This is a genomic window from Hyphomonas sediminis (assembly GCF_019679475.1).
GTDB classification, from domain to species: Bacteria; Pseudomonadota; Alphaproteobacteria; order Caulobacterales; family Hyphomonadaceae; genus Hyphomonas; species Hyphomonas sediminis.
Genome location: NZ_JAIEZP010000001.1, coordinates 2,221,532 through 2,246,720 on the forward strand (window position 1 = coordinate 2,221,532; position 25,189 = coordinate 2,246,720).

Annotated in this window: 21 protein-coding genes and 2 pseudogenes; 7 read left to right on the forward strand and 16 right to left on the reverse strand. The window is 60.7% G+C overall.

What is annotated here, in order from left to right:
* Positions 1 to 410: 410 nt before the first annotated feature.
* The 6 genes and pseudogenes from K1X12_RS11080 to K1X12_RS11105 form a co-directional block, all read right to left on the reverse strand.
* Positions 411 to 1,178: an ABC transporter ATP-binding protein gene (locus tag K1X12_RS11080; RefSeq protein ID WP_220987647.1), complete on the reverse strand. Its 768-nt coding sequence runs from the start codon at positions 1,176 to 1,178 to the stop codon at positions 411 to 413.
* Complete coding sequence (locus K1X12_RS11085) at positions 1,178 to 2,239, reverse strand: FecCD family ABC transporter permease (protein ID WP_220987648.1); 1,062 nt, start codon at positions 2,237 to 2,239, stop codon at positions 1,178 to 1,180. The genes K1X12_RS11080 and K1X12_RS11085 overlap by 1 nt, the downstream gene beginning before the upstream one ends.
* Positions 2,236 to 3,426 carry an ABC transporter substrate-binding protein gene (locus K1X12_RS11090; protein ID WP_220987649.1) on the reverse strand — a complete coding sequence of 397 codons (1,191 nt, stop codon included), beginning with the start codon at positions 3,424 to 3,426 and terminating at the stop codon, positions 2,236 to 2,238. Before K1X12_RS11090 ends, K1X12_RS11085 begins: the two co-directional genes overlap by 4 nt.
* Positions 3,426 to 4,337: pseudogene (locus K1X12_RS11095) on the reverse strand (TonB-dependent receptor domain-containing protein); the annotation flags it as partial. The pseudogene K1X12_RS11095 and the gene K1X12_RS11090, both read right to left, overlap by 1 nt.
* 21 nt (positions 4,338 to 4,358) lie before the next feature.
* Entirely contained in the window at positions 4,359 to 5,618 is a 1,260-nt protein-coding gene (locus K1X12_RS11100) for a TonB-dependent receptor (protein ID WP_220987650.1), read from the reverse strand.
* A 113-nt stretch (positions 5,619 to 5,731) separates the two neighbouring features.
* A pseudogene (locus K1X12_RS11105) lies at positions 5,732 to 6,936 on the reverse strand (GTP-binding protein).
* A gap of 73 nt (positions 6,937 to 7,009) precedes the next feature.
* Between K1X12_RS11105 and K1X12_RS11110 the strand changes: the two are divergent.
* Positions 7,010 to 7,633: a DUF1826 domain-containing protein gene (locus K1X12_RS11110; RefSeq protein ID WP_220987652.1), complete on the forward strand. Its 624-nt coding sequence runs from the start codon at positions 7,010 to 7,012 to the stop codon at positions 7,631 to 7,633.
* Positions 7,634 to 7,696: 63 nt separating this feature from the next.
* Positions 7,697 to 8,107: a hypothetical protein gene (locus K1X12_RS11115; protein WP_220987653.1), complete on the forward strand. Its 411-nt coding sequence runs from the start codon at positions 7,697 to 7,699 to the stop codon at positions 8,105 to 8,107.
* A 379-nt stretch (positions 8,108 to 8,486) separates the two neighbouring features.
* Here K1X12_RS11115 and K1X12_RS11120 read toward each other — a convergent pair whose 3' ends face one another.
* The 6 genes from K1X12_RS11120 to K1X12_RS11145 all read right to left on the reverse strand — a co-directional run bounded on the left by K1X12_RS11120 (position 8,487) and on the right by K1X12_RS11145 (position 16,403).
* Positions 8,487 to 10,208: an alkaline phosphatase D family protein gene (locus K1X12_RS11120; RefSeq protein WP_220987654.1), complete on the reverse strand. Its 1,722-nt coding sequence runs from the start codon at positions 10,206 to 10,208 to the stop codon at positions 8,487 to 8,489.
* Between the two features lie 74 nt (positions 10,209 to 10,282).
* Positions 10,283 to 13,003: a TonB-dependent siderophore receptor gene (locus K1X12_RS11125; protein ID WP_220987655.1), complete on the reverse strand. Its 2,721-nt coding sequence runs from the start codon at positions 13,001 to 13,003 to the stop codon at positions 10,283 to 10,285.
* Positions 13,004 to 13,134: 131 nt separating this feature from the next.
* Positions 13,135 to 14,154, reverse strand: a complete 1,020-nt coding sequence (locus K1X12_RS11130) for a FecR family protein (protein WP_220987656.1) — start codon at positions 14,152 to 14,154, stop codon at positions 13,135 to 13,137.
* Positions 14,151 to 14,369: an RNA polymerase sigma factor gene (locus K1X12_RS17220; RefSeq protein WP_220987657.1), complete on the reverse strand. Its 219-nt coding sequence runs from the start codon at positions 14,367 to 14,369 to the stop codon at positions 14,151 to 14,153. Before K1X12_RS17220 ends, K1X12_RS11130 begins: the two co-directional genes overlap by 4 nt.
* Positions 14,281 to 14,757, reverse strand: coding sequence for an RNA polymerase sigma factor (locus K1X12_RS11140; protein WP_220987658.1), 477 nt, complete (start codon positions 14,755 to 14,757; stop codon positions 14,281 to 14,283). Before K1X12_RS11140 ends, K1X12_RS17220 begins: the two co-directional genes overlap by 89 nt.
* 236 nt (positions 14,758 to 14,993) lie before the next feature.
* Positions 14,994 to 16,403: a patatin-like phospholipase family protein gene (locus tag K1X12_RS11145; RefSeq protein ID WP_220987659.1), complete on the reverse strand. Its 1,410-nt coding sequence runs from the start codon at positions 16,401 to 16,403 to the stop codon at positions 14,994 to 14,996.
* 371 nt (positions 16,404 to 16,774) lie between these two features.
* On the opposite strand from K1X12_RS11145, the gene K1X12_RS11150 reads away from it, so the two are divergent.
* A complete protein-coding gene (locus tag K1X12_RS11150; RefSeq protein ID WP_220987660.1) occupies positions 16,775 to 17,041 on the forward strand; it encodes a hypothetical protein in 267 nt (88 codons plus the stop codon).
* A gap of 208 nt (positions 17,042 to 17,249) precedes the next feature.
* On the opposite strand, the gene K1X12_RS11155 is transcribed toward K1X12_RS11150, so the two are convergent.
* Positions 17,250 to 17,411: a hypothetical protein gene (locus K1X12_RS11155; protein WP_220987661.1), complete on the reverse strand. Its 162-nt coding sequence runs from the start codon at positions 17,409 to 17,411 to the stop codon at positions 17,250 to 17,252.
* A gap of 219 nt (positions 17,412 to 17,630) precedes the next feature.
* On the opposite strand from K1X12_RS11155, the gene K1X12_RS11160 reads away from it, so the two are divergent.
* From K1X12_RS11160 to K1X12_RS11170, 3 genes are read left to right on the forward strand one after another with little or no spacing between them, the layout of a single operon-like run.
* A complete protein-coding gene (locus K1X12_RS11160) occupies positions 17,631 to 19,076 on the forward strand; it encodes a TolC family protein (protein WP_220987662.1) in 1,446 nt (481 codons plus the stop codon).
* On the forward strand, positions 19,076 to 20,416 hold the full coding sequence (locus tag K1X12_RS11165) for a multicopper oxidase family protein (protein WP_220987663.1): 1,341 nt from the start codon (positions 19,076 to 19,078) through the stop codon (positions 20,414 to 20,416). Before K1X12_RS11160 ends, K1X12_RS11165 begins: the two co-directional genes overlap by 1 nt.
* A 20-nt stretch (positions 20,417 to 20,436) precedes the next feature.
* The gene (locus K1X12_RS11170) at positions 20,437 to 20,832 is read left to right on the forward strand and encodes a copper resistance CopC family protein (protein WP_220987664.1); all 396 of its coding nucleotides are present in this window, start codon (positions 20,437 to 20,439) and stop codon (positions 20,830 to 20,832) included.
* Between the two features lie 35 nt (positions 20,833 to 20,867).
* Here K1X12_RS11170 and K1X12_RS11175 read toward each other — a convergent pair whose 3' ends face one another.
* From K1X12_RS11175 to K1X12_RS11185, 3 genes are read right to left on the reverse strand one after another with little or no spacing between them, the layout of a single operon-like run.
* Complete coding sequence (locus tag K1X12_RS11175) at positions 20,868 to 21,422, reverse strand: RNA polymerase sigma factor (RefSeq protein WP_220987665.1); 555 nt, start codon at positions 21,420 to 21,422, stop codon at positions 20,868 to 20,870.
* A gap of 29 nt (positions 21,423 to 21,451) precedes the next feature.
* On the reverse strand, positions 21,452 to 21,895 hold the full coding sequence (locus tag K1X12_RS11180) for a Spy/CpxP family protein refolding chaperone (protein WP_220987666.1): 444 nt from the start codon (positions 21,893 to 21,895) through the stop codon (positions 21,452 to 21,454).
* Positions 21,892 to 22,176 (reverse strand): hypothetical protein, encoded by a 285-nt coding sequence (locus K1X12_RS11185; protein ID WP_220987667.1) that lies wholly within the window; start codon positions 22,174 to 22,176, stop codon positions 21,892 to 21,894. The genes K1X12_RS11180 and K1X12_RS11185 overlap by 4 nt, the downstream gene beginning before the upstream one ends.
* A gap of 320 nt (positions 22,177 to 22,496) precedes the next feature.
* Here K1X12_RS11185 and K1X12_RS11190 point away from each other — a divergent pair, with 320 nt between their 5' ends.
* The gene (locus K1X12_RS11190) at positions 22,497 to 25,160 is read left to right on the forward strand and encodes a TonB-dependent receptor (protein WP_439649736.1); all 2,664 of its coding nucleotides are present in this window, start codon (positions 22,497 to 22,499) and stop codon (positions 25,158 to 25,160) included.
* The last annotated feature ends 29 nt before the right edge of the window (positions 25,161 to 25,189 follow it).

Below are 25,189 nucleotides of genomic sequence, written 5' to 3' on the forward strand. Positions count from 1 at the left end.
ATGGCGCTCGGTGACTGAGCATTCGCAGGGAGCGTACTTGAAAGCGATAAACGAACACTCCGTAGTATTACGCAGTGGAGTGCGCCAGTGCGGGCTGGACCAAAGATGCGGCATCGAATTCAGAGGTTCGAAAATGGGATACAGAATGGATACAAAGTGAGATACATTTCAAAAGAAAACGCAGAACAACCGGTTGTTTATATTGAAAAATGCGGGATTGTTAGACGCGCGTCACTCACGCCATTTTTTAGTCAATACACGGCAATGTATCGGGCATTGCCTTTCTGTCAGATTCCCTGACCGATCTTGCTTCCTGATTTTTCCATTGCTGCTCGTAGGCGGGTCTTTCCAAGGGCGCAATGCGCACGCCTTTTCCGCGATGGCGCGGCGCCGAAACCTGCACGGCACTTTTAGCCTTTTCTGAGGATAAAGCGTCCTGTCAGTGGATCAAACGCCACCTCGGTGCTTTCAAAGGAAGTCGCGATCTGGCGGCGAAGGGCTGCGTCTGAAGGCTGCGCGTGACTGAGGGTGTTCTGGTCGACGACCCACAGCTGGTCCGCCATTTCCAGACTGAGTTCGAGGTCGTGGCTCGATATCAGGATGAGGGTTCCCGTTTCACGGGCGTGCCGCCGCAGGAGGGACATGATTTCGACCCGGCCGGGAAGGTCGAGGAAGGCGGTGATCTCGTCGAGGATCATGAGACGGGGCGACTGGGCGAGCGCGCGGGCAATCATCACGCGCTGGCGCTCGCCATCAGACAGGGCGTCGAAGAGTTTTGGCGCAAATGTTTCCGCGCCGGCTTTCCGGAAGGCTTCGCCGACTGCTTCGAGGTCTTCGTTGCCGAGGCGTCCCTGCCAGTCCGTGAAGGGCTGTCGGCCGATCTCAACCACATCGCGGGCATAGAGCCCGGGGCTCGAGATTCGTTCGGTCGTAACGACCGCGATGCGCTTTGATCTTTCACGCGCGCCAAGCCTGGCGATGTCAACGCCTTCCAACAAGGCGCCGCCGGACAGGGCGGGTTGTAACCCGGCAAGCGTCCGCATCAGAGTGGACTTGCCCGCGCCGTTGCGGCCGATCACGCATACAAAACTTCCCTCAGGGAGTTCCAGGTCCGGCGCAGTCACCACCGGTGCCGGCAGACCAGGATATCCGCAGGTGAGATTTTGAAGGCGAAGCATCAGTTTTTATCCCTCATGGCAGGAGAGAAGAGCAGCAGCAGGATCACCACCGGCGCGCCGATAATGGCCAGAATGGCGTTGAGGTGCAGGAAGTGCTGCTCCCAGGGCAGGTGGACGACGGCATCTGCCGAAATGGCGAGCAGGGCGCCGCTCAGCGCGGCCAGCGGCAGGAGAGGCAGGATACGAGAGGTGCGGGCGATGGCGCGGGCAAAGTGGGGAACGATCAGTCCAATGAAGGTTACCGGGCCGCAGAAGGCGGTCACGGGCGCGACCAGGATCACAACAGCAGACAGTGTGAGCCAGCGAAGACGGCTGACATCCGTGCCAAGGCTCCTGGCGTATGTTTCACCCAGTAGCAGTGAGCTAAGTGGTTTGGCCGCGAGGATGGCCAGCGCGCTGCCAGCGAGGACAGGAACAGCGAGCCAGATGAGGTCGCCGGATGTTGTGGAGGCAAAGGTGCCATCATTCCAGCCGGAATAAACGCGCCCACCGATCCTGTTGGCAAAGTGGATAACGACACTCACTAATCCTTGAACGGTAAAGCCCAGCATGAGGCCAATCACGAGCAAGGTGATGGTTCCGACCCGGGTGGCGAGGGCGGTCATCAGGGCCGCAAACGCCGCTACGCCGAGGAGGGCGCCAAGCGTCAGACCAATGCCCTGGAATGCTGTAAGGAAGCTGATCGCTGCCGGGCCGGTAAAGGCAGTTGCTGTAACAATCAGCGCAACGCCCATCTGACCGCCGGCCGTAAGGCCAAGGGACCAGGCATCGGCCATCGGATTGCGGAACAGGGCCTGCATCAGGACACCCGATACGCCGAGCGCGGCGCCGGCAATCATTCCGGTTGCAATGCGCGGAAGACGAATCTCCCGGATGATCTGGGCGCCAACAGGGTCAGCGCCGGGGGCCAGGAGCGCGGTAACGAGGCGGTCGATGCTGAAGGCAACCTGGCCAGTCGTCAGTGTAAAGATACTGACCGCCGCGAGCGACAATATGAGCGCGGGAACGGCAAGTTTCACCTGACCTCCTCTGAGCAGCTTCGTGGTTGCTGTGTCGCTCATGGTTGCGGTGTTTCCGTGTCAGGCTGGATGTAGACATACGGCGCATCGCGCAGTTCGGGATGAAGCATCCGCGTCAGGTCAGCGAGAAGGAGATCGGGCCGAATGACGCCAGTTTCGTAAATGTCGAAAGCGTCGGCTTCCGCCTTGTAGAGGCCATCTGAGGCAAACGCACAGCCCTCCCGCCAGGCCTTGAAGTTAGAGAGAACAGATTTGTCCGTGAAAGCCACGGAATGGGAATCGCGCAGGACCCAGCAGTCAGCTTCCCGCGCCCTATCCAGGAGTGTTTCTGTCCCCATCCTCTGGGTGGCGTCGAGCCTTGGATTATCGGGCTCGCGCATCAGGTTTTCTGCATTGGCATCCTCGAGAAGGGCGTTCTCGAGATTGCGAACGGTCACCATCCATCGCCCGGATCCCGCAAACCAGGCGCTGAGCACGCGCTTCTTCGGCTGCGTCGCGGCGCGTGCCTTGAGCGCGGCAACATTCTCTTCCACCATCTGAACGAACTGGCTGCCTTCCGCTTCCTTGCCGGTCATGAGGCCGAGCAGGCCGACATAGTCGACCGGGCCCATATAGTGGGGTTCAGATTCGAAGAAGACCGGCACAACCGGAACGCCCAGTGATTTGATGCGCTCATAGTGTTCTGCGTGTCCAAGATCCCCTAGCACCATGAAAAACACGTCCGGTGAAGCACCAATGAGCGGATCAATAAGAGGTGGGGCGTGCCATCCGTATCCGACCTGGGCCAGATCACCAGCGCGCGCGCGGGCCCGTATGGTGTCATTGTAGCTTTTGACCCCGCCGACCGCGACGATGCGGTCTTCTGCGCCGAGCTCCGTGAGCATGGCTTCGAGCGTTGCGTAATTGACCGCGATCCGCTCCACAGGCGTACGGATCAGCATGGCTCCGGCAAGGTCGCCCTCCAGTGCGGGTGGATCCATGCTTTTCGGGGCCAGCACGACACGGGCGGCCTGTTCCTGACCTTTCGCCTCGGTGCCCCAGCGTATCACCGGGGCTTTGAGGTCCACGATGCGGTATCCATCCCGCTCATAGACCTTGAAGGTCTGCGTGTGTCTGAAGGCGAGCTCCCGGGCCCCGGACGGCGGACCTTCCGGGGCCGCTGCTGGATTTGACGGGCCGCTGCACCCGGCAAGCAAGATTGCAGCGCTGATCAGTATCCGTCTCATCATCAGAAGGCCCCGGACAGGGAGATCCGGAACTGCCGAGGCGGACCGGGCATGGCGTACATCGGAGCGCCGCTGTTGCCGAAATAGGAATAGTAGGAGGTGTCAAACGCATTGGTCACTGCGGCCTCCACGGCCCATCCACCAAAGACGTCGGGGGCAAGGCGGGCGCTGAACGAGGCCAGATCATATCTACCATCCTTGTGCGCATTATCGACGGTGTAGAAATAGTCGTCATAGGCTTCGTAAGCCGCTCGCACGTCGAGCCAGCTGGTGACTTGGTGATCGAGCTGAAGGTAAAGAATGTTTTGCGGCACACCGACAGGCGTGTTGCCTGAATAGTCTGCCCCGGACACGGAATAGTCGTCCCATTCCGGAGCGAGGTAGGTATAAGCGGCGCGCACGGTGGTGAACTCGGAGGGGCGTGTTGTCAGCGAAAGTTCGACGCCCTGGCTCTTGTAGACATCGCCAAAGGTAATGAGATTTGAGGGCAGGGTGAAATCATTGGCTGCGTCCGGATTGTTGACGATCTGGCGGCGGTTGGTCTGCTCGCTGTAGAAAAGTGCGCCTTCGACTATTAACGTATTGTCCAGGAAGCGCCCCTTGGCGCCGATCTCGTAGCTGTCGATCTCGGTCGGCTTCGATTCCGGTCGGGCATACTTGACAGGATCCCACTCAAACGTCGCGCCGAAGTTGGAGTTGAATCCTCGTCCGTAGGCAGCATAAATCTGACCCCAATTCGTACGCCAGGACAGGCTGGCCTTGGGGGAGAAAGCCTCGGCTGAGGCGCTGATGTCGCCGCCTGTTGTCACGCCGGTGACAGGGAAGAAGGTGGCGTCCCGGCCGAAGTCGTCATAGCGCAGTCCGACGGTCAGGGTCAGTCGATCTGAGAGGCTGATCTCGTCCTGGATGAATGCGCCATAAAATGAGTTGTCGAACTATGTATGGGTTCGGGTCTCGTCGGTCACAAAGCAGGGGTGATTTGCGTTCAGGACATCGCCGCTCTGATAATCGACTTCGACGAGATAGTAGGTGAATCCGCAGGCGAACGTGAACCCGTTCTGACCGGTCCAGCCGATAAACTCCGTGATGTCGGACTGTTCGGCGCTGAAGCCGGCGAGAATGTTGTGGCGCCCGCTTTCCCACCGCGCAGTGGCCTCACCAAACCACACTTTCTGGGTGGTCGCGCCTCGGAACCCGTTATAGCCGACAATGCCGGCGTCCAGATTGACGCCCCACGGATCAAAAAAATTGAGAAAGACGTCGCGCTTCATGTCGCGGTAGGAGCCGGTGAAGGCGAGAGAGAGCGCGTCAGAGACGGCATGTTCGAGCTTGAGCGCGGTCAGCCAGTTCTGAGACCGATTGTTCGGGCGGCCATAGCCGATGAAACTTTCATCGCCGCCGTCAAAGGCAAGAATTTCGCCGTCCGCGCCGAGGGGGCGACCGTTTGGCATGTCGGAATCGCGGTCATTATAGTTGGCATAGGCAGAAAGGGTTGTGTCCGAACCGAGGTCAACATTCGCTTTGGTGAACAGATTCCAGAGTGTCCGGCCACCCTGCTCGCGCCAGCCACCATAATCTTCATACGTGCCAGCCAGCATCACGCCCCCGGTCGCCCCGAAGGCGCGTTCCAGGGACAGATCGCCGCGATAGTAATCATCACTGCCTGCGGTCAGGCGCGTGCGAACGGCGTCGCCGTCAGGATTGCGCGTGATGTAGTTCGTCGCCCCGTAGAGGGCACCGCGGCCGTAGAGCGCAGACACAGGACCTTTGACGATTTCGACCTGGTCGATCGCTTCGTAGGGGATGAGATTGGTCTGCGTTTCCTCATAGAGGCCAATGATCGGAATACCGTCGACGAGGCTGAGCGACCCTTCGGTTCCTGTCGATCCGCGGAAAGAGACGAAGGGAAACTCATCACCATCGCCTTCGCCGCGCCGGAAGAACACGCCCGTCACACCCCGGAACTCATCGGTGCCGTAGGTGAATCCATTACGCAGAAGATCTTCCGTATCCTGAACGGCGATCGATGCGGGGACGTCGATGAGTTGCTGTTCCCCGCGGGTTGCCGTGACGACGATTGTTTCTTCAATGCGGACGTCCTCAGAGCGGTCTTCTTGGGCGTTCGCCACCAGCCAGGGCAACGTCAGGATGGAGGTGGTAAGAAGAACAGCTCTGGTTTTGTGGTGAGAGGACATGAGTTTCTTGCAGTCTTTCTGGAGCGTGGAATTTGAGCAGTCGGGATTGCTGCATGATCTGATTGGAGGACGAGCCGGCGCAGCCCTCATCCGAAGGGCAGGGAAAGTCTGGTTCACCAGGCCGGGAAGGGATCTTCCAGGTCACTGCGAGGGAGAAATCCGTTTGATGGGGATGGCGCCCCGGGATCTGTGAGGCAGGCATCCAGGCGAGCGGTCAGCGCTGTCTGATCCATCCGATGCCGATGAATACGATCTCCTGCCGCCGGTCTCCGAAGCGCGGGTCCCATATCTGTTCGAGGTATCGGGTAAAATCCGATGAGTGCGGGCGCTGGCTTTCCGGGACTGCAGCCCACCACCGGCCCATGCGCTCGTTGCGGACGAGGGCGCCCGCCTGGCTGAGTTCCGCCATCCAGTCAGGCCGGGTGGCGAGCCAAAAAAAGCCCTTTGCCCTGACGACGTTTGGCCAGGTGGAGTTGATGAAGGCGTGGAGCTTTGCCGGATCGAACGGGCGCCGTGCGCGATAAACGAAGCTCTCCACACCATATGTTTCGCTTTCCGGCATATGGCTGGCGAACCCGTAAAGTTCCTTCGCCCAGAGGGGATGATCGTGGGCCTTTTCAAAATCGAACCTGCCGGTGCCGAGAACTTGCCCGGTTTCAACAAGCGAGTAGTCAGTTTCGATGATCTCTGCGTCCGTGTTCAGCCCACGCAGCAACTTGTGGACGACCTCCCGATCCTGCGGCGCGATCATGCTGGCCTTATTGAGGACGATGACGTCCGCAAACTCAATCTGGTCGACGAGCAGCTGCACCAGCGGGCGCTGATCGGCCTCTCCCAGGCTCTCTCCCCGATCGGCCAGGAAATCCTGGCTCTCATGATCGCTGAGGATATTGGCCGCATCGACAACGGTGACCATGGTGTCGATCCGCGCAAGATCACCGAGTGAAAATCCTTCCTCGTCACGAAAGTCGAAGGTAGCGGCAACAGGGAGGGGCTCGGAAATCCCGGTGGATTCGATGAGGAGGTATTCGAAACGGCCGTCGCGGGCGAGACGCGAAACCTCCTTGAGCAGATCATCCCGAAGCGTACAGCAAATACATCCGTTCGACATCTCGACCAGTGTTTCATCCGTGCGGGATAATTCGCCGCCTTTCTGGCGGACAAGCTCGGCGTCGATATTCACTTCGCTCATGTCATTGACGATGACCGCGACCCGCTTGCCGTCACGGTTATTGAGTATGTGATTGAGGAGGGTGGTTTTGCCCGCACCCAGGAAGCCGGAGAGAACGGTGACGGGTAGTTTTTCAGATTGTGGCATCGGCGGGCTCGACAAGAATGTAATGTAATACTATTACAATCATGCTAACAACGAAGTTTCAAGGCGCTCCCTGATGCTAAATTGTGAATCCCGCTCCAAAGACGGCGTTTCGCGCGCTGAGGTCAGCGTATGTCGCAGCCTGCCTGAATTGCTCGCAGTGGGAATAAATGAGACCGCCGAACTCGCGACGCTGGAGCGGCAACCCGATCCTGATCTGTCTGCTGCGTTTCGAGGACTGGATTTCCATCAGTTCGATGATCTTCGCATCGCCGGCTCGATGGCACATATCCTGGCAGGCGCGCAGAAGTTCCTGGATGCCCTGGCATGGCCTCCCGCCGTCATCCGCGCGATCCTTTCTGATGCGGCTGGCTTCCTCGCGCCGCTCGCGGAGCTCGGGGGGAAGCTGTCGATGCGTCTTGAGTACGTCACCGATGATGCATGCCGTAAATTTCACAAGGACAAGACCGGCTTTCGTTTGATTACGACCTATCTTGGTCCGGGAACGCAGTGGATTGACGCTGGGGCCGCCGGCGCTGCGGCGATATTCCAGATGCAGACTTTCGAAGTCGGGATGCTGCTTGGGCAGCGCCGTGGCCGTGAAGGCCGAATACTCCACCGGTCACCGCCGATTGAAGGAACAGGAGAATCCCGGCTGGTTCTGGTTGTAGATGTGGATCTGCCAGCGTATTCGGAATAGATGCGCAGCGTTGCAAAGATGGTTTGCGCGGAGCTGGCCTGCCGATCCGGATGAGAGGAAGACATGAACACCTTCAATAACCTCCCTCAATTCCTTCTGCAGCACCGCCGGATTGTCGGCGGCTTTGCAATTCTTGTCTGCGCCCTGACCTGGGCGGTGGATCTGTCAGGGCTTGTGTATGAATGCCCCTACTGCCGCAGTCAGCGCACGGTAATCGGTCTTCTCGGGCTGTTTCTGCTCCTGCCCAATCCGGCCCACTGGCTCGTGCGCTACCTCTCTGCAATCTTTGCAGCCTTTGGCGTTACGGTCGCCTCGACCCAGCACTTCAGAGGCTGGGCGCGGATCATGAGCGGAGAATTCAGCTGGGGTGCCCAATGGTACCTGAACTCATGGATGCTGTCGGGCGCGGCACTCGCCATAATTGTTGGCCTGCTGCTGCTGATCTGGTCATGGCGCCCTGGGGGCGCGCAATAGACACGGCGAAGTAATACCACTTTTCGGGCTATCGCCGCTTACGGAAAACAAAGGTGTGGCAGTTTCGGGAGGGGGAAAAAGGGGCTGGCGGCATAGCCGGCGGGTTCCGAAGCGGTTGGCCCATCTTGATGCGCGTGAGCGGATCAGGGCATCACTCGGCACTGATCTGCGCCCCGAAAACACCAGCCCGGAATGGTCCAGACTTGGGTCTCAGAGCAAGATGGTCGCGGCCCAAGCAATAACTGGTCTGAAAAACCTGGGGCAGGCCGGGATGGCCACGTGCGGCGTCTCTCTCAGGCAGGGGGGCACGTCTCGCCGCATAGCGCCCCCGTTGTCTTCAATCCGCGCGGCAAGCCGCCTGCGGAGCGCGCACTGCCAGTCAGCGCTGTGTCAGATCCAGCTGTTCGCCGGGTTCAAGATCGACTGTGAGAAAACACCGGCTTTCAAATGCGCGCTGTTCGATCGTATCAACGGAAATGTAACGCGCGACCCCGCGCTCCCGGGTCAATGAAAGATGGATAAACCCATGATCCCGGACATTGGCATGGCGCACATCTCGATTGTGCGCGACAAGGGCCGCTTCCACCATGTCAAAGTAATCGGTTCGTGTGCTGATGTACTCGTAACCGCCCGGCGAGGTGACGCTGCCGGTCGCCAGTTCGACCCCAATCCATCCTTCATCAGTGGGGTGGTGCAGGTCATTCGCCCAGAACATATGACTGTCGCCCGACAATACGATCAGATTGGCGCCCGTAGCGCGGACGCTGTCATAAAGGCGAACCCGCGCGGCCGGATACCCCTCCCAGGCGTCCAGCCCAACGGGGAGGCTGAAGGCGCTACGCGCCAACCAGTCGGCGGTATATCCTCCACGCGCAAGCGCTGGCTCGATTATGTCGGCCGGCAACACCGATACGTAATCGGGCGTGCGCATACGCGCCATCACGGTCTGGTTCCCGAGAACCTGCCAAACCTGGCCGCGCTGCCGGGAGCCGGCGAGCGCCTCGTGCAACCAGGCTTCTTGTGCGGGGCCCAGCATCGAGCGCGAAGGATCGGCCAGCAGAAAGCGTTCGAAACCCTCCCGGTCGGGGGCGCCATCAGCGTCCACAGGCATGTCGTTGAAGGATAATTGCTGATCCCGGCCGACCAGCCGCGTCTCGATGACGATCAGGGACGCGATCTGGCCAAAGTCATACACCCGGTTCAACCGCTCGCGCGCGCCCCGGGGCCCCGGGTCACGCATCGGAAGCCATTCAAAGTAGGCCTGCAAGGCAGCGTCTCTGCGCTCGCGCCATGCACCTTCCGTCAACGGATCATGTGCAGATGCGCCGTCCGTCCAGCTATTGTTGGCCGTCTCGTGATCGTCCCAGACAGAAATGAAGGGGGCATGTGCGTGCGCCGCTTGCAAGTCCGGATCGGCGCGGTATTGCGCCAGGCGTTCGCGATAGTCGGCGAGGGTCAGGATCTCATGTGCCGGGCGGTGTACCCGCCCGAGCCGCGCGCCGGTCTCGCCATCATAGGCGCCAGCGGCGTGCTCATAAATGTAATCGCCGACATGTACGATGGCGTCGAGATCGTCGATTTCGGTGATTGCGCGGTAAACATTGAAATATCCAGAGGGATAGTTCGAGCACGAAACGAGCGCCAGATTCATCTGTGTGGCCGCGTCTCCCGGGAGCGTGCGCATCCGCCCGGATGGCGACACAACGGCGCCTGCACGGAAGCGGTAGAAGTAGGTGGTACCCGGATCGAGGCCACCGATATCGACTTTCACAGTGAAATCACGGTCGCTCGAGGTCGCTATCGTGCCTTCTGTGAGGAGAGTTCGAAATTCTGGATCTGAAGACACCTCATAACCGACATCGAGCACAGTGGCGACGCCGCCGACCGGCACTGCGCGCGTCCAGATCACGACCGCCGACCGAGTGGGGTCCCCGCTTGCCACACCCCAGCTGAATTTGGCGTCAACGTCGGCAGATCCGGAGGCGGCCGGTTGGATCTGACACGCCGCCAGCGCGGTTACGGCGGTTGCCCCTCCGAGACGGCCAAAGAGGTCGCGGCGGGAAATCAGAGAAAAACCTTTAGGGCTGCGTCGCTCGGTCATGTCGGTCACCGTTCCGGAAGAGGTAAGCTGCGCGCCGGGCGGGACGTTGCCCGGCCCGGCGCGCAACCCAGGCCTCAGAATTGATATTTGAGGGTCAGGCGGTAGGTCCGCGGCAGGCCGGGCATTACGGCGACTTCCTTGTAGACCTCAGCAGCCGGCGTGAAATAACGCTCATCGAAAAGGTTATCGATGTTGGCAGATAGCGTCACGTCTCCGACTTGCAGGAAAGCGGCGCCGTTCACCAGCGTGTAACTCGGCAGAACAATATCATTCTCCAAAATGCCGCCCGTCTCCGATACATAGGTGGCGCCCAGCGTAAGCCCCGATTGGGCGCTCCAGTCATTCAGGCTGAACCGGTCGCTGGTGTAGGTCCCGTTGAGACTGGCGACCTGATCGGGAATGGTGCGCAGCGTGTACCCGTCGGCCAGGGAGGGGACATAGCCGGCATTGTTGAACGCGAAGGTGCCTCCGTAGCCAAGCGCGCCGTCCACACCAAACTGGTCAGGTCGAACCTGGAGATACTCACCGCGGCGCACGCCGGGTTCGTCAACACGCGTCTCCTGATCGGTCAGGGTGGCGGCAAAGGACAGATTGTCCGTCGCCAGCCAATGGGCCTCAAGTTCGACGCCTTTGGCGGTGGTGCCGTCCACATTGCCCATCTGGTCGGTGCGGCGCCGGAACTGCTCGTAGTATGCCATGCCGCCGAAGAGGTTGCCGTTCAGAAGCGAGAATTTTGCGCCCACTTCCTTGAGCTCAGAGGGTGAAATGAAGAGCTTGGCTGCGATGATGCCGGTGCTGAGGCCGCCGGTTTGCGTCGACTCAAGAGAGCGGGAATCGGCATAGGTTACATACGGGGTGATCCCATACGGGGTTTCATACCTCAGGGCCGCCGACCAGCTGTGTGCGCCATCGGAATCTTCGACCCATTCGTTTGCGACCCCAAAAACCGTGCCGCCGGTATTGATCGCCTTGGCGTCATAATAATCGTATCGCCAGCCCAGGAGCATCGCGAGGCGGTGAAACCGGATGTCAGACACGCCGAACGCCGATTTTGAGGACCACTCCATGTCATACTCCGAATCCCACATCAGAGCGCCATCGCTGCCGCGCCGGACAGACATGATCTTGTCATTAGCCTGCGCGCCGACCGACAAATCCCGGCGATCAGGCGCAATATAGCCCGACAAAAAAGTCTCATACTGTTTGGCGTCGTGATGGCGATAGCCAATCCCGAACACATTGTCCGTCGTCAGATGAGACCCGAGGGCGTACTTGAACCCATAGCTGGCGCGAAGCTCTTCTGCCTGCGCCTCATAGTCGGCTGCAAAGCCAAAACTGTTGAACCGCTGGTTTTCCATCCGGTCAATGAAGGCCTGCAGCTGAAACTTGCCGGTCTCGCCGACAGACCGCTCCAGGCCGGCATAGCCCGTCCAGGTGTTGGTGTCGTTGTAGTCGCCATCGGTCGCCAGAATCTGGCTGCCATCAAGCCGGGTGGTGCCCACGCCGGTATCCAGGGCGAACTCGGGACGGTTGGCCCCGCCATACTCGGCGATCTGCCGGAGATTGGAGGTTCCCCAATTTGTTCCCAGCACTGCGTCGATCTCTTCGAAACTCAGATAGCCATCGCCATCAATATCTTGCAGATCGGTGTCCCGCCCGGTGATGTACGTGCCCGTATCAATCAAGTCCTGCGTTACGCGGTTCCAGCCCGGCGTCTGAATACGCCCGGACTCTTCAAAATACATCGCGTTCAGCTCCATCGACCAGTCGTCGCTGAGGCGGCCGACATAGGTTCCCTGAAGGTTTGTGTGCTCTGGATTGATGTTGTTGTAATAAGAGCCGGAGTCCTCTCGCTCGCCAAACAGGGCAAATCCGCCATCGCCCGCCGGAATGTAGAGCTCGCCCGAGATAACAGCCTTGTCATATGATCCCGTCGTAGCCGAGACCGAGCCGCCGAAGGTGTCGACGTAATCGCGGTCAACGCCTTTGGCCGTTTTCGGAATGAAATTCAGCAGACCCCCGACTTTGCCCGGGCCATAGATCGGAGAGGCTGGGCCGCGCAGGACTTCGACATAGGAGGCGGCCGCCAGGTTCGAAGAATAGTTCCCCCGGTTTTCGATACGCTTGAAGCCCTGGAAATAGGTGTCGGCCAGGGTGCCGCGGACATTCAAATTGCCCGGCACGCCAAAGAAGCTGGCGGTAAATGTTCCCGGTACGGCAGACAGAAGATCGTCAACGTCCTGCATACCATAGCGTTCAATCGTGATGTCGCTTACCCGGCTTGCCGATCGCGGCGTCTCCAGAAGGGAGAGCGACAGGCCGGTAAGGGAGTCGGTGGCGCCCTTCTGAAGCTGATTGAGGGGATCGGCCCGGGTTCCGGTTACCGTAACGGTGTCCAGAACCGCCAGGTCGGACATGTCATTTTCCTGCGATCCCAAACGGGCATGATCGTCGGCAGGGGCGTTGCGCACAGCGCGGACGATGGAGATGGCGCCTTGCTCATTTACGCCATAGGTCAGCTGCGTGCCCTCGAGCAGGCGGGAGAGCGCCTCGCGCGGGGTCATGGTCCCCGACACCGTCTGGCTCCGGAGCCCGCTCGTCAACGCGCCTGGCGCGACAATCACAAGGCCGGACTGCGCTGCCAGCTCGTTGAGGGCCGCGTCCAGCGATTGGGATGGAATGCGGATTTCTTGTGCCTGTTCGCTGCTCGCCTGCGCAGATGCGGGCGCGCAAAGATATGCGGTTGCGGCCAGGCCGAGGAGGAGCGGCTGTAGGGAAAGAGGGGGCTTGGTCATGGGAGGTTCCAAAGTCGGGAGGCAGAAACGCTGTCTGGTGACCGGCAACCTGTGTCCAGCCACTCCATGCACCTCTGACGTTTCAGACAGGCGCGGCATTTCACTTGAACCGGCAATTTCACGAAAGCTTGTTACTTCTCGCCAGGAGGATGTCTCAGGATGATCTCTCCGGTGTCGGAGCGGACGATATCAAGGCCAAGGCTTGCGGCAATTGCGGGCACGGCGACGTCAATCTGATCGGTCCGAAATGTGGTCGTGACTTTCAAGTCGCGCAGGTCCGGTGACGCAAGATAGATCCCTCCACGGCGATAGCGGTTCACATCCAGGATCAGCTCGCCAAGTGACGCGTTGTTATAGACAAGGCGCTGATCGCGCCAGACGGCGATCCGTTCAGGATCGACGCGCGAGACTGTTACGCCCCCGCCGCGCGCCACCTTGGCGCGCTCGCCCGCGCCCAGACGCGCGCCAGACATACCTTGAACGGCAGACACCTGCACACGCCCCTCGCTGACACTCACTGTGCTCTGCCCGGGACGGTTGATGAGCTCGAACTGGGTGCCCAGAACTTTTACCTGGAGCTCCTCGGTTTCAACCCAGAAAGGGCGGCCTGCATCCACCGCCACATGAAAGTATGCGTCCCCGTCCAGAAGCCGCGCATGGCGGCCGTGATCGGCGAATGCGACCGTCAGGCGGGAGCCGCCGGCGAGGGTTACTGCAGACCCATCTTCCAGAACAACCTGTCGCACCTCGCCCGTCGCGGTTTCATACAAAACCTCGGCTGGCGGGTCGATGCTGGCAAGCTCCGGGCGTCCGGGAAAGGAGAGGACGGGCAGGGAGACCCAAATGACCAGACAGGCGGCAGCAGCGCCAAGGAGTCCAGCGCTCCAGCGGGCCGCGTTGCGAGGCGCGGCGTGCGGTGTTGCGTCCCTGCTCGGCGCAGGTATCAGCACCGCGCCCGTCAAGGCCTCGGCATTGAGCGTTTCGCTCCAGTCCAGATCCCGCCAGATCGCAGCCAAATGCGAATAGGCATGCTGGTGCAAATCCGACCGCCCAAGCCAGCGATCAAACCTCATCCTGTCTGCCGGGCACATCTCACCGCTCAGCTGCAACGCCAGCCATGCGCGCGCTTCCTGTTCGATCGCCCCGCTCATCTTTGGTCACCCCGCTCCCGCCCGTGCAGACGGGCTGAAAGCTGTTTTAAAGAGCGCTGAATACTGCGGCTGATGAAGGCCGGCGAGTGACCCGTTCGCGCGGAAATATCTGTATAAGAGAGCCCCTCAATTCGGCTGAGAACGAGAATCTGACGCGCGGCGGGGGGGCAAGGATTGAATGGCCGTCTCGAGAAGCCGCGCGCGTTCGCGCTCAAGCATATAAGTCTCCGGAGTCGCCCGATCGATATCGAGGCCGAGCCCTTCGGCCGCTTGCAGGACAGAATGCTTGTGCCGGGCGCGTACCTGCAGCCGCCGAATTTCGTCGATCATCAAATTGCGGGCGAGCGCAAACAGAAACGCCGCCACATTGCCGACCGTCTCCCGGCTGTCTAACTCCAGAAACTTCAGGATTGCCGACTGGATGGCATCGTCAGGGTCCGGCGGCGGGGCGCCGAACCGTCTCACCAGCGCGTCGCGTATGCCTCCGGCATGTTCTCTCATCAATTGTGCTAAACTCGCTGCTTGCGAGGTGGGCTGCGGCCGGGGGGCTGGCTTTCTCCTGACGAGAGGCGCCCCTTGTGTATTCCATTGCTCGAGATCCATGACGGCGCGCCTTCCTGACCTGTCCGCCTTGTAGCCGTCCCCTGGCTGTGTCGGTCAATCAATGCTCTGTGTATGTCCTGTGAAGCTTGCGTGACGTCAGGGGCATTGCCTTATCGACGGTTCCGGTCTCAGCGGCTTCGGCGAACCATGCGCTGTCGCGTTTCATCTTTTCCATGGGCTTATCTCCACCAAACGCAGGACAAAGCGCATCGCTCGTCAGCGATCGAGAGCACGGATTATGGCGGCGTCGCCAGCGACTGCGGATGCTGTTGTATCCCAGGATGAAAGCGTTTGGAGACAACGTCCCGTCCAGCGGAAATAGCCATATCCACTTGATCTGAAGGCAGGCTGAGCCGGGTAGGAATCTTGCCCAGCGCCGCGGCGCGCTCTGGCGCAAGGTCGGAGAAGCCGGTCATTTCGATTGTGAATGTCAGGTCGCGGCAGTTCCATCCGGGAGGCGCGCCCAGGTCAGTGGCTTCCGGCCCGGAGAGAGCGCAACGCCAGGCAATCGTTTCGTTCTGCCACTCCCGGAGCTTCCCGGCGAAGGCGTCATAAGCATTCATTTTGGCGGCATCAACGGTGTGGCCGGCAACGGCATCGATCAGGGTGATTCCGCCCGGCCCGCGTTGCGCGTTACCGCTCAGCTCGTCCTGTGTGCGTTCTGCGTTGACCACAATGATCCGCATACGTTTCAAGCGAACGGCGGCTTGTGGGGACAGGAGGGGGCCGTAAGGCAGCCTCGACGCCTCGTGCAGGATGCCTAGCCCGGCGAGGCCGAAATTATCCACCACGCCGCCGTCGAGCAGGTGCAGGTAGCGCGCGCTGGTTCCGGCATGGTATCGCGCCATCGTATTGGCGGTTGCCCGGCCAACTGCGGAGCTGGCCGGATCGTTCATGAGAGTTTCGGCCCAATTGAGCTGGGCGTGCGCGCAGCTTTCAGGAAACGCCTCAAGCAGGACAGGCCGGATACCCAATGGATAGGCGGAGGCGGCCGCTACGGCGTCGGCTACCCGCACTTTCCCCAGATCGCTGCAAAGCGCGTCGAACCAGGGCGGCGCAAAGGCAAACGGCACGCCTCCACGCAAATCAGCAGCATTTAGTATGATGGGCGGCCCCTGAAATGCGTCGAGCCGGGCCCCCTTATAGACTTCGCGGTCCAGCCATTCGGCAATTTGGGTCGGTCCGTTAACGCCGCCTTGAAGGGCGCCGATCCAGTTGGCCGGCGATAAGAGACTCGTATGTGCCTGGCGCTGCCAGTTCTTGTCCAGCAGGGTTGCCCGGAAATCGCCGAGCCCATCGGGTCCGTACAGGCCGAACCAGCTCGCAGTCAACGTTCCTCCGGATACGGCGGTAATAAATGCGATATGGTTGATTTGCTTGCGTCCGTCCGACGCGTCCAGGTCCGCTAGTCCTTCAAGGACGCCGTATGAAAATGCCGCTGCGCGCGCGCCGCCGCCGGAAAAGGCGAGGCCAATGGCCTCTTCGCCCAGGGCGGGCACCGGTGTGGTGAGCGACCGTGTGTGCCCATGGATCAGCGGCGCGTTGATCGGGAGGGGCGGCAGGCTTGCGCAGGAGCCGGTCAGAACAATCGAAAACCAGGCGAGAAGCCCTGTGCGGAACAGCCGGGATGTCCGCCCGCGCTTCATGTCAGGCGCCCGCTCGGACGAGAAGTCCGCTCAACATCTGTATTCCGGACATGTCTCTGCACATGGCAACGTGATTCCAGCAGAACGTTTCCGCCGTGTACCGCTCTTTTTTCAAAAATAAACAGCTTACGGATCAGATGTGGAAATATTCACGCAGGTGATGTCAAACAGATGTCCGCAGCGAACTAGTGTGGCGATCCCGTGACGAAGGCGTGACGCTAATATTGCGTTTCGGTCCGTCCGCCAGCTTCGGACCGCGGGGGAAGGGCGAGACAAACCCTCATCGGAAAAAATGATTCGGAGCCATTGACTAAAATCCGGAAAAAGAACATAAACGGAACGTTAACTATGGTGAGGTTGGGAGACAATACATGCGTGATTTTTCCGGTATTTCTGAGGAATTCCGCTCCTGGATCCGCGCTGGGATCACGCGCAACGCCAAATGGCTTCTGGTGTTCTCTGACATGGTAGACTTTGTGGACTTCTGCGACTTCTGTGAGGATGACGCGGCGCTTGAGCTGGAAATCGCCGCAGATGAAGCACATGGCGACGAGGTTCGTCTCGTCGGCGTGTATAAACTTTGCGGCACCGAAGAAGAAATCATCGCACGTGTGCGCGGTAAGTGGGCGGTCGCTTAAACGACGATCACGCGCAGCGAAGACGCCGCGCTCGAATTCTGACGACCAGGGGGCTCCCGCCATATCGTGGATCTTGCCATGCTGCTTCTGGGCGGTAGGTGCTAGGTGACCGTTCATGCGAAACGCACCGCCCCCCGCAGCCCATCAGCAGGCGATTCAGTAGGCGATCAAGGCGGATGCCCTCGACTGGTGCGGTAATCCTGCCCCCTCACGGGAATGGCTCTCCCGCCGCCACCAGCTGAGCGTGTCCTGTCTCCGCTCGCTCTTCTATGATGACGGGCAACGCTTCACGGATTTCATCGCCGGTGCCTGGGCCGCTGAGGAGCCAGGTCACGCTGCGCGTTGCCTTCATCCCATATGCATCGCTCATTGAAATATTGTTCGGTATTGGGTCTTCAAACCCCGTTTAGGGTATTTCTCCGCCCATCGCTGGGGGCTGACCCAGGTCGGGTTTCAACAGCAGGGGAGGCTTCGGGGCCGAAAACACCTGTTACATCAGCCTGTTGTCAGCTGCAGGAAACATGAGGGAAGCTGCGCCCACGCGCGTATTCCAGTTGAACAAGACGATACGCCGTATGAGAGGTAGCAAATGACGACTTTCCCGCCGCGCCGGATATTGGCGCCCGGATTGCTGGCGCTTGCGGCCACAGCCTGTGCCGGTGTGCCCTCCGACGCAGGTTTTTCGGAGATCAGCCAGAAGGTTGAGGCCCGCACGGGGGCTGCCCCGGTCTGGGCGCGTACCGAGACCGCCCGCGCCGAAGCTGCGGCAGCCGCTGAGCAGATCCTCGCTTCTCGCGTCGGCATGGATGAGGCCGTTGCGCTCGCCTTTCTCACCAGCCCGCGCTTGCAGGCAGAGCTCGAAGAGCTGGGGATTGCGCGCGCCGATCTTGTCACCGCGATCTTGCCGCCCAATCCTGTGATCGAGTTGTCGCGTCCGGCGCAGGGTAATACGCTGAAGTTGGGCGTTTCGGCCTCGCTGCTCGACATCATTTTCTGGCCGCAGCGCGCCCGCATCGGGCAGGCGGGCATGCGGGCCGCGCAGGCAAACGCCGCGGCCAGCCTTGCGGACGCCGCCGCAGAAGTGCGCGCAGCCTATATCGATCACATCGCCGCGCGTCAGGCGCTCGACCTCTACCAGCAGGCCGAAAGCGCCGGCAAGGCCGCCCAGCTTGCCGCTGAAGCCATGTTCGAGGCTGGCAACATCGCGCGCGTCGATCTTGACCGCCAGCGCCAGTTCGCCGCCCAGATGACAGCCGAGCGGATGAGCGCCGAGGCAGAAGTTCTGCCCACTCGGGAACATCTCATCGCCACGCTCGGCCTTTCGGCGGAGCAGGCGGAAAAGCTGCAACTGATCTCGCGCCTGCCGGTCCCTGCAGAGGCTCACATCAGCGCGAACCGGCTCATCGCTGCGGCGACGTCAGAGAGCCTGCAAGTCGAAGCCGCCGAAGCCGGCGTTCGCCAGGTGGCCGCCAGCCGCGGTGTGCGTAACGTCGAAGCGCTGCTGGGCGAGGTCGAATTTGGCGCAAGCTTTGAGCGGGACGGCAGCTGGTCAGATGAGTCCTACAGTCTCGGCCTGAGCCTTCCGGTCGACCTTGGCATCTCCGGGCGCCAGCGTGTGGCGTCGGAAATGCGCCAGGCGATGGGAGGGCTGGCGCAGGCGAAGCTGGATAGCCTCGCCGATATCCGCTCAGCTTTGCACCAGGTCGAAAGCGCCCGCGCGCTTGCCCTGTTCCACCGCGATGTCTCACTGCCCGTTTCGGCGAACGTGTTCGACGGTGTCGTTCGGGATTTCAACGCGATGCAGATCGGCATGTTCGAGCTGCTGGAGGCGCGGCGCGACCGTGTGGACGCCGGGCGTGACTATTTGGAGGCGACCGCCGACTATTGGCGTGCGCGTGCTGAGCTGGAGCGCCATGTGCGCGTCAGCGACTATGAAATGGCCGGTATGACGCATGGCGAAAGCCATCCGCCTGCGGAAAGTGATCCGGCAGAGCCGGAGGCTGGCGAGATGAAACATGAAGGGCACGATCACTGATGGGCAAGATCAATCTCAGCAGACGCGACGCGCTCACTGTCGCGGGCCTGGCTGTTGCGGGCGCCGGTCTCACGGCAGGTCAGGCGGCTGCGCAGGGCTCCCGGCAGGAGTTCCATCATGCGCGCACGGTCGATCCGGGCGGCAACTATCCCCTCGGCGTGCCGGGTGAACATTACACGCCGGTGATCACGCCGAACGGTACAACGCTGCCGTTCAAGGTCGTGGGCGGCGTCAAGGTTTTCCATCTGGTTGCAGAAGAAGTGGAGCATGAATTCGCCCCCGGTCTGAAGGCGACCTGCTGGGGCTTCAACGGACGCGTTCACGGGCCGACAATCGAGGCAGTCGAAGGCGACCGCATTCGCATCTATGTAACGAACCGCCTGCGCGCGCCCACTTCAATTCACTGGCACGGCCTCATCCTGCCGTCGGGTATGGATGGTGTTGGCGGTCTGTCCCAGCCGTTGATCCAGCCGGGCGAAACCTTCCGCTACGAGTTCCCGTTGGTTCAGCACGGAACTCATATGTATCATTCCCACCATGATGAGATGACCCAGATGGCGCTCGGCATGATGGGCATGTTCATCATCCATCCGCGCCGGCCCACGCGCCGCGTGGACCGTGATTTTGCGCTCATGCTGTCGACCTGGAAGGTGCGTCCAGGTGCCGCCCGGCCGGACCCGAACGAGATGACGGATTTCAACATCCTCACCTTCAATGCCAAGGCATTTCCGGGTACGGAGCCTATGGTCGTGCGCCAGAACCAGCGCGTGCGGATGCGCGTCGCAAATCTCTCGGCGATGGACCACCATCCGTTCCACCTGCATGGGCACACCTTCCAGGTTGTTGGCACAGATGGCGGCGAAATTCCGGAGGCCGCGCGGTGGCCAGAGGCAACCATCCTCGTCCCGGTCGGCTCTGCACGGACAATCGAATTTGTGGCGGACAATCCGGGGGATTGGGCGGTTCACTGCCACATGACCCACCATGTCATGAACCAGATGGGGCATGACCTTGAAAACATGGTTGGTGTCGATCAGTCGAAATTCTCCGGCCTCGTGGGCGATTTGGTGCCTGGCTATATGGCCATGGACGGAAATGACATGGCCGCCCATGGCAAACATGTCGAAATGGGCCATATGCGCATTCCGGAGAATGCAATTCCGATGGTCGGCGCGCCCGGCCCGTTTGATCACATCGGCATGGGGGGCATGTTCACCCTGCTGAAAGTGCGGCCCGGCATTACCAGCTTTGAAGATCCAGGCTGGTATCAGGCGCCTGAAAACACAACAGCTCGTGCGGCACGTACTGACGAGCTTGAGAAGGACGGCATCAACATATGAGCAAAAACAGGAGATACCGTATGCTCAAGACCCGTATTATCGCGCTTGGCCTCGCAACTGCTGCCCTGCTGGCAGCACCGGCCCTTGCGCAGGGCCATGACCATGGCTCCTCACATGCCCATCACGGCGGCATGAAGGGCGTTTCCGCCTCTGTTCCGGCCAATGGCGAAATCGTCAAAGGCAAGGTTGAGAAACTCGTTCTCGAATTCGAGCATCCGATGGTTCCGAAATCGGTGCAGCTTATGACGGATGCGATGGAGCGGATCGACATCGATGCAAAGCTGCCCACCAAAGCAGTCGATCGTGTCGAAATCCCGCTCAGTGAAACGCTCGAGCCGGGCGGCTATCAGGTGACGTGGCGCGCTGGCGCAGAAGATCACGAAATGAGCGGCGCGTACACTTTCGCAGTTCGCTAGTTCAGATGGGGTGGCCCTTCTGGGCCGCCCCTTTTTTACTTTGGTTTGGGGGCTTTCGCTGAGTTCAGCGCCTCTGCCAGGGATTTCCGTGCACGGTATAGCCGGTTCTCAACGGCCTTCGCGGTCATGCCGAGAATTTCTGCCGTTTCAGACATCGACAGGCCTTCAATCGCGGTCAGTATCAGCGGGGCCTTCAAGCCGTCGGGTAGCTGGCTCATGGCCGCTTCCACGGCGCGCAGCTCATCCCGGTCAACCGTAGAAACTTCCGGTCCGGGGATCGGGGAGGGTGGGTCTGGCGGTTCGTCCAGCCGGCTGGCGCGCGGGCCGAACACCAACCCGCGCACCTTTGCCCGGCGGGCAAGGTCGCGGCATTTGTTGAGCGCAATTGCGCGCAGCCAGGTGTCGAACGCGCGATTGGTGTCAAAGCGCGCCAGTGCCTTCCAGGCGGAGATGAATGTCAGCTGGACGACCTCGTACGCTTCGTCGCTGTCGCCGGTATAGCGGCGCGCAAAACGGTAGAGGCCATCCTTGTGCTGACGCATCAACAGCGTATAGGCCCGCTCCTCTCCGGTGCGTGCCCTGCGGATCAAGTCCGCATCATTCTCGGCGTTCCCGGAACTCACAATTCCTGTTCAGTCAGGTAAGCGGTGACCGTCGCGTCAAACCGCGCCTGCTGCTCAGGGGTAAGCGTCTCGCGAATCTCGAAGACGTAGCGGATGGTTTCCATCTGTAACTCGCCCATGGCGATGTGGAAGTCCTCGATGGCGGCCTGAACTTCTTCGCTCAGCTGACGATCGGTCTCAATGCTGGCAGCAAGGCGCGCGTTTGCGGCGCGCATCTCGTTTTCCCGTCTTTGGCGCTGCGCCGAATAGCGCGCCTCAATATCGGAAACCTGTTCCTGCTGTTTGGTCGTAAGCCCAAGGTCACGATGGATGATCTGATGCAGGGATGGGGGCTGTTCGCGTGAAGAGAAGTAATGCGTGGTGCACCAGGCCGCGACCATGCCCGCCAGCGCTGCCAGCAGGAAGCTGACGATGAGATAGGTTCTGGCCGATTTGATCATGAGTGTTTCGCCAGCAAGGTGGAAGGTGCCAGCGGCGTATGGGCGGAAAAAACCGCCATGTCATGGAAATCCTGCCGCGGCGGCGTGCTGACGACGGCGGTGGCAAAGCCCATCACGAGCGCAAAGGCGGTCGCCATCACCGGCAGCGCGCGGACCAATCCGAAGACGCGGTTCTCGCCCTTGGCGTCAATCCGGCCCCACACGTCTGCCTCCAGTTGAGAAAGATCGCGGTCGGCCGGTGTTCCGGCAAGCCTTGCAAAGATGCGATCAAGTTCGGTCATGTGAATACCCTGTGTTCCTTCAGGTGTTACGCAGCCGAAACCCGGCCCCCTCATAAATTGTGCAGCAAACCTTGCCCCCGCGTCAAATCCGACAATTTTGTAACAAATTCGTGAGGGACGGCGGTATCTCCGGACGTACACCTATTGACGCGGGCATAGAGCGCTGCGTGAGCCGTGACCGCCTGGGAGGGGTCATTCCAGTCATTCAAGCATGAAACCATGCAAATTCACCCTGTCATAAATCCGTATAAGGATTTTTAGGTCCTTCAAGAAGGATAGAAACATTGCATCGCATTACCGCCAGACTGCTTGCCGCAACAATGCTTGCGGGAAGTGGAGGAACAGGATTGGCTTTCGCTCAGGAAGCAGAGACTGATTCAACCGCGCTTTCGATGGAGGCTGTCCGCGTAACCGGCAGCCGCATTCAGCGCGAAGACATCACGGGTCTCGGCCCGGCTACGGTCATGGACCGGTCCCAGATCGACGTCACCGGCGTCGTCGCCATCGAGCAACTGCTTCAGCGTCTTCCTGCGACGGCAGGCTTCGCCGGCAACCAGACCAATGCTTACTGGACCTCAAACGGCTACGGCACAACGCAGGTCAACCTGCGCGGCCTTGGCGTCAACCGCACCCTCGTCCTGCTTAACGGGCGCCGCGTCGTCAGCGGCGGCACGGGCGCCAACAGCTCGGTCGACCTCTCGGTCATCCCCGTTTCCGTCATTGATCGGATCGAGGTGCTGAAAGACGGCGCGTCGGCCATTTATGGCGCAGATGCCGTGGCTGGTGTCGTCAACATCATCACCCGCGAGTTTGAAGGCTTCCAGACCAGCGGACGCTACGGCATCACCGGTGAAGGCGATGGCGCAGAATACGACGCAGACGCCATCTGGGGCATCGCCTCCGATCGCGGCAGCCTCAACGCCTCGATCAGCTACCAGAAGACCGAGGCCGTCAACATGGCCGACCGCGCTCCCTGTTCCCTGCGCGAAACTGCCGGCAGCCTGGAATGCTATGGCAGCTCGGCGACCATTGGCGGCCGCGCACGTCTGGCGGACGGCAGCCGGGTCAACTTCAATCAGGTGCTCGGCGGCGACGGCGATTTCTACGAGCCTTATTCGGCAGACCTGCACAATTTTGCGTCTTTCCCGTATCTGAACGCAGTCAATCCGATCGAGCGTCTTACCTTCACCTCCTTCGGTCGTTTGAACCTGACCGATGATATCGATCTGTTTACAGAGTTCCTCTACACCAACCGCAAGTCCCAGCAGCTCGGCAGCCCCGGCAGCCTTACCAATATCGCCATCGCGGCAGGTCACCCGACCAACCCGACAGGTCAGGATCTCATCCTCGAAAGCCGCCGCCTGCTGGAGCAGGGGCCGCGCGATTTCTTCCAGGATGTAGACACCTTCCGCTTCGTCGGTGGCCTTGACGGTACACTGTCGAATGGATGGGCCTGGGAAGTCGCCGCAAACTACGGTCGCAACACGGGCGTGGACGGATCGACCAACATCGCCAACAAGCAGCGCGTCGCCGAAACCCTCGACACCTCGCTCTGCAGCAACGCGCCCGGCGCCGCCATCCCCTGCGCTGACTATCTCGGTTATGGCGATCTCACGCCTGAAGTGCTCGACTACATCTTCTTCACGATGCGCGGCACCGGCGGCAACGAGCAGACCAGCCTCACAGCCGACATCACGGGCGATCTGTTCGAGCTTCCTGCCGGCTCGCTCGCTTTTGCGGTCGGCGGCGTCTACCGTAAAGAGAAGGGCTGGCGCGATCCCGATCCGCTGACGGTGCTCGGCATCGCCAACACCAACCAGCAGGAGCCGATCTCCGGCGAAATCGCGGCCAGCGAAGTCTATCTGGAGCTTTCCGCGCCGTTGCTCGCCGATCTCCCGCTTGTCGAGAAGCTCACCCTGGACGGCGCCATCCGCTATTCGGATTACGATGTCTTCGGCGGCGATACCAACTACAAGCTTGGTCTCGACTGGCAGGTCACGCCCGCCCTCCGGGCCAGGGCGACCTTCGGCACGGCCTTCCGTGTGCCGAGCGTTCCCCAGCTCTTTGGCGGTGTCGGTGAGGGCAACCTGACGACCACCGACCCGTGCAGCAATTATTCCTCGCTGCCGGCAGGTTCGGTCATCGCGGCCAACTGCGCAGCGTCGGGCGTTCCGGCGGGCTATGTCCAGCTCGGCAACACCGTCCTGACGCAGACGGGCGCCAACCCGAACCTGAAGCCGGAAAGCGCCGAGTCCCACACCATCGGCGTGGTCTGGCAGCCGGAGTTTGCCAGCGGCCTTACGCTGACGGCGGACTATTTCAACATCGAGATCGAGGATGCGATCCGCTCCATCCCTGGGTCGACCAAGCTCTCGGTCTGCTACAATTCGCAGAACCTGAGCCATCCGTTCTGTAACGCCAGCCACTTCACGCGCAATCCGGTCACCGGCGAGGTGAACTACCTCTCCGCCCAGCCGGTGAACACGGGCAGCGAAACGGTCTCGGGCGTCGATCTTGCCGCGATTTACGGCTTCGATCTTCGCGGTCTCGATGCTAGCCTCAACGCCAACATCACCTATCTCGAAACCTACGAAGTCACGCCGTTCCCCGGCGCTGATCCGCTGGTGTTCGACGGGAATATTGGCGGCGGCAATGGCGGTTTCCCGGAATGGCGCGGTTCGGGCAGCTTCAGCCTGTCGGATGACAAATGGTCGGCTGCCTACACGATGCAATGGATCGGTGAAGCGACAGACTTCAATGCCGCGCCCGGCGCCATCGGCTACAGCACGCCAAACGTGCTCTACCACAACCTTCAGGGCACCTATAACCTGTCGGAGAAGGCTTCCCTGTCGATTGGCGTGGACAATTTGTTCGACGAAAGCGCCCCCTTCATCGCCAGCTGGACGGACGCTAATACCGACACAATGACCTACGATCTGATGGGGCGCCGCTTCTATATGCGCCTCAACTATCGCTGGTTCTGATGGAATGGCCGGGCGGGGAAACCCGCTCG

What these genes read in the sequence shown, in the direction of transcription:
- K1X12_RS11155 (WP_220987661.1), bottom strand. Translation starts at nt 17,411, where the DNA reads ATGAGCGATGCATATGGGATGAAGGCAACGCGCAGCGTGACCTGGCTC.
- K1X12_RS11160 (WP_220987662.1), top strand. Translation starts at nt 17,631, where the DNA reads ATGACGACTTTCCCGCCGCGCCGGATATTGGCGCCCGGATTGCTGGCG.
- K1X12_RS11130 (WP_220987656.1), bottom strand. Translation starts at nt 14,154, where the DNA reads ATGAGCGGGGCGATCGAACAGGAAGCGCGCGCATGGCTGGCGTTGCAG.
- K1X12_RS11100 (WP_220987650.1), bottom strand. Translation starts at nt 5,618, where the DNA reads ATGTCCTCTCACCACAAAACCAGAGCTGTTCTTCTTACCACCTCCATC.
- K1X12_RS11190 (WP_439649736.1), top strand. Translation starts at nt 22,497, where the DNA reads ATGCTTGCGGGAAGTGGAGGAACAGGATTGGCTTTCGCTCAGGAAGCA.
- K1X12_RS11085 (WP_220987648.1), bottom strand. Translation starts at nt 2,239, where the DNA reads ATGAGCGACACAGCAACCACGAAGCTGCTCAGAGGAGGTCAGGTGAAA.
- K1X12_RS11185 (WP_220987667.1), bottom strand. Translation starts at nt 22,176, where the DNA reads ATGACCGAACTTGATCGCATCTTTGCAAGGCTTGCCGGAACACCGGCC.
- K1X12_RS11150 (WP_220987660.1), top strand. Translation starts at nt 16,775, where the DNA reads ATGCGTGATTTTTCCGGTATTTCTGAGGAATTCCGCTCCTGGATCCGC.
- K1X12_RS11180 (WP_220987666.1), bottom strand. Translation starts at nt 21,895, where the DNA reads ATGATCAAATCGGCCAGAACCTATCTCATCGTCAGCTTCCTGCTGGCA.
- K1X12_RS11115 (WP_220987653.1), top strand. Translation starts at nt 7,697, where the DNA reads ATGAACACCTTCAATAACCTCCCTCAATTCCTTCTGCAGCACCGCCGG.
- K1X12_RS11090 (WP_220987649.1), bottom strand. Translation starts at nt 3,426, where the DNA reads ATGATGAGACGGATACTGATCAGCGCTGCAATCTTGCTTGCCGGGTGC.
- K1X12_RS11140 (WP_220987658.1), bottom strand. Translation starts at nt 14,757, where the DNA reads ATGGATCTCGAGCAATGGAATACACAAGGGGCGCCTCTCGTCAGGAGA.
- K1X12_RS11080 (WP_220987647.1), bottom strand. Translation starts at nt 1,178, where the DNA reads ATGCTTCGCCTTCAAAATCTCACCTGCGGATATCCTGGTCTGCCGGCA.
- K1X12_RS11110 (WP_220987652.1), top strand. Translation starts at nt 7,010, where the DNA reads ATGCTAAATTGTGAATCCCGCTCCAAAGACGGCGTTTCGCGCGCTGAG.
- K1X12_RS11120 (WP_220987654.1), bottom strand. Translation starts at nt 10,208, where the DNA reads ATGACCGAGCGACGCAGCCCTAAAGGTTTTTCTCTGATTTCCCGCCGC.
- K1X12_RS11170 (WP_220987664.1), top strand. Translation starts at nt 20,437, where the DNA reads ATGCTCAAGACCCGTATTATCGCGCTTGGCCTCGCAACTGCTGCCCTG.
- K1X12_RS11145 (WP_220987659.1), bottom strand. Translation starts at nt 16,403, where the DNA reads ATGAAGCGCGGGCGGACATCCCGGCTGTTCCGCACAGGGCTTCTCGCC.
- K1X12_RS11165 (WP_220987663.1), top strand. Translation starts at nt 19,076, where the DNA reads ATGGGCAAGATCAATCTCAGCAGACGCGACGCGCTCACTGTCGCGGGC.
- K1X12_RS11125 (WP_220987655.1), bottom strand. Translation starts at nt 13,003, where the DNA reads ATGACCAAGCCCCCTCTTTCCCTACAGCCGCTCCTCCTCGGCCTGGCC.